The sequence below is a fragment of the Leptothrix ochracea L12 genome (assembly GCF_000262525.1).
Genome location: NZ_JH660676.1, coordinates 1 through 3,077, shown reverse-complemented (window position 1 = coordinate 3,077; position 3,077 = coordinate 1). Strand labels below are relative to the sequence as shown.

Below are 3,077 nucleotides of genomic sequence, written 5' to 3'. Positions count from 1 at the left end.
GGAGATTGAGCCTGTTGTCGGCGGAAAATCTCGCGTCTTCGGGCTTACTTTGGGGCAATCAACCTTGGGCGATGCCATCGATCAACTTGGAGATTCGTTACAAGTTGCGATTATCACCCCCTTGAACACAACGGCCGAGTCCCCTGAGAACGTCACCCTACCCAGGGCACTTGAGGCTTATATGGACCCCATGCGAACTCAATTTCTAAGTGGTCGCCTTATTATCAGCATTCAAGTTAGTCCAGAAGATTTGAGGACATGGCAAGAACGAAGTGTTCAGCATCAAAAATCGGACACAGGGGCTCATCTAGATACGCTCTCTCATGATGATTTGCATCATGCTCGTCGAGCAATGATCGCGGGACTGACCTATATACCAGGAGCAAAAATTGATGAATCAATCATTCAAGCTCGTTTTGGTAGCGACGGCTCCAGGCATCAAATCAACGCAGATTTAACTGAGTGGCAGTTCCCATCAAAAGGCCTAGCTATTTCACTGAATTCAAAAGGTCGTGATTTATTGCAGTATGTTGCGCCTAAGGACTTCGATGTGCGCCTAGGCGCTCAATCGCTGCCGCTCAAGCAGCCATCTCGATAAGGACTGTGCTGGTCACAGTTATTTCGGACACGGGGATAGGTTGAAGGCTTGCCGACTGCTGCTCGAAAGCATGGGGCGGCAAGTTACCCAGTTTGGAGTACAGGCGCACGTTGTTGTCAAAGCCTACGATGTGTAGTCCGCAACGTCTCGCATCGCCTGATGCGTGATTGGCATAGTCCCGCTGCCACACCCGCGCTCCATCTTCAAGTTCAAGAAGAATCGCTCCATGACGGCGTTGTCTCAGCAGTTGCCCTTGCGCGGCTCATGCTGCGCACCAAACCATGTTTGGCCAGGAGCCGCTTGGTGAGCTTGGCGGCGTACTGGCTGCCCCACGCTCAGTCCCTGCTCGCGAACCATCTGAATCACTTACAGCTTGCAAGTCCGCATCAAACACTCTTCTTTTCGAGTTCATCTCGTTCACCACCGTCTTTTTTCTACCTATCTCCGTGTCCGTAGAAATTAGACCAGCACAAACCACCTCCCACCACCCCCACACTACTCACCCCCAAAAGGTGGGTAGAAAAAAGGTTTTTCAGCGCATTTAATGGGGGTGTCAAGACACCCAACTTTGGGAGCAAGAAACATGGGCCAAGCATCTTCACGCCTCAGCTTTCCAACAGCAGCACTCAGAATGCGGGCAGCGACAACATCGGTTTGTGCCGGAACGAAGCATCTTCCAGGCAGCGACAGAGTGACCACGCAGCCGCAAGAGCATGCCTTAACCCTACTAGCTACAGAGATCGATGACGAATGGATCAGAGGTTTAGAAATCACAGAGCATGATCTACCGCAGGAATTTATCGACACCCTTTTTTGCTCAGAGTTCACAGAAACGCGGAGGTGATCCGCGCCACTCTCTAGGGAAAGTCTGCATAAATTCCCCCACGCCGTGCTTGGCATGAACGTGAAGCACTGAGACGATACGGAGCATGAAGCAACACAGCCTGGGCTTGGGACAGACGGCCAAGCGAACAAGACGGCGGGAGTTCCTGGACGAGATGGATCAGGTCGTGCCGTGGGCGGATCTGGTGGCGTTGATATCGCCGTACCTGCCGGAGGGCAAACGGGGCCGCCCGCCGTATTCTGCCGAGACGATGCTTCGCATCCACTTCATGCAGCAGTGGTTCGCCCTGAGTGATCCGGCGATGGAAGAAGCGCTGCACGACATGCCGGTGTTCCGGGAGTTTGCAGGACTGGAAGGCTGGGATGAGCGGCTGCCCGACGAGAGCACGATCCTGCGGTTTCGGCATGTACTGGAGCAGCACAAGCTGGCCGCGCAGATCCTGCACACCGTCAACGACCTGCTCAGCGCCAAGGGCGTGATGCTCAGGAGCGGCACGGTGGTGGATGCCACCTTGATCGCTGCACCGAGTTCGACCAAGAACAGCAGTGGCACGCGCGACCCGGAGATGAAGCAAAGCCGCAAGGGTCAGCAGTGGTACTTCGGCATGAAGTGCCATATCGGGGTGGATGCCGAGTCGGGGCTGGTGCACACCGTGCGAGGCACCAGCGGAGCCGTCAGCGATGTCATGGAGGCCAACAACTTGGTGCGTGAGAGTGACCGGGAGGTCTACGCGGACGCCGGATACCGGGGCGCGGGGAAGCGCCCAGAGGCCAAGCCGGATGTGAGCTGGCATATCGCGATGAGGCCGGGTCAGCGACGCGGACTCGACCCGACCAAGCCCATGGATGTCTTGACCGAGCAGCTTGAGAAGGTCAAGGCCGGTATCCGGGCGAGGGTGGAGCATCCGTTCCGGGTGATCAAACGCCAGTTCGGGCATGTGAAGGTGCGCTACCGGGGTCTGAGCAAGAACACGGCGCAGTTGCACACGCTGTTTGCGTTGGTCAATTTGTGGCTGGTGCGGAGAAAACTCATGGGAGCGGCGGCATGAGTGCGTCCGCCATTTGGCCAAGCGGCCTTGCTGGCGGCCCATCCAAGGCCGAAGGCTTGAAAACTGAGGCCAATCAGAAGCCGGCAGCATCACATTGCCATGGTTTTAGCTCGTCAGCACGCTGGTGCGTGAGTTATGCAGACCTTCCCTAGCTATTCCCACAAAGCCTAAAGCCCTCACGAGGAGGGCTTTAGGTGTTTCTTCTTAGAAGATGGGTGGATCGGTGGTGCATCTGACCACGGGAATCCGCACTATCATCGGCGCTGAGGTGTTTCACGGTCCTGTTCGGGATGGGAAGGGGTGGGACCACCTCGCTATGGTCGTCAGGCATAACTTGTAAACTGCACTGATTATATATCAGCACAGCACTCTGCAAAGACGAAAGTCGACGTATAGGGTGTGACGCCTGCCCGGTGCTGGAAGATTAAATGATGGGGTGCAAGCTCTTGACTGAAGTCCCAGTAAACGGCGGCCGTAACTATAACGGTCCTAAGGTAGCGAAATTCCTTGTCGGGTAAGTTCCGACCTGCACGAATGGCGTAATGATGGCCACACTGTCTCCTCCAGAGACTCAGCGAAGTTGAAAT

2 protein-coding genes, 1 rRNA gene, 1 pseudogene and 1 other annotated feature are annotated in these 3,077 nt (G+C 55.6%); of the genes and pseudogenes, 2 read left to right on the top strand and 2 right to left on the bottom strand.

Annotated features, from left to right (window positions below; all coding sequences use genetic code 11):
• Positions 1 to 598, top strand: a 598-nt coding sequence (locus LEPOCDRAFT_RS01125) for a hypothetical protein (RefSeq protein WP_172632723.1), incomplete at its 5' end; no start/stop codon positions are given.
• On the opposite strand, the pseudogene LEPOCDRAFT_RS02970 reads toward LEPOCDRAFT_RS01125, so the two are convergent.
• Positions 579 to 927, bottom strand: a pseudogene (locus LEPOCDRAFT_RS02970) (transposase); the annotation flags it as partial. The gene LEPOCDRAFT_RS01125 and the pseudogene LEPOCDRAFT_RS02970 overlap by 20 nt on opposite strands.
• Positions 928 to 1,527: 600 nt before the next feature.
• Here LEPOCDRAFT_RS02970 and LEPOCDRAFT_RS01120 point away from each other — a divergent pair.
• Positions 1,528 to 2,490: an IS5 family transposase gene (locus LEPOCDRAFT_RS01120; protein ID WP_009453349.1), complete on the top strand. Its 963-nt coding sequence runs from the start codon at positions 1,528 to 1,530 to the stop codon at positions 2,488 to 2,490.
• 230 nt (positions 2,491 to 2,720) lie between these two features.
• On the opposite strand, the gene rrf is transcribed toward LEPOCDRAFT_RS01120, so the two are convergent.
• A 5S ribosomal RNA gene (gene rrf, locus LEPOCDRAFT_RS01115) occupies positions 2,721 to 2,818 on the bottom strand.
• 17 nt (positions 2,819 to 2,835) lie between these two features.
• Positions 2,836 to 3,033 (top strand) — a sequence feature (23S ribosomal RNA rRNA prediction is too short).
• The last annotated feature ends 44 nt before the right edge of the window (positions 3,034 to 3,077 follow it).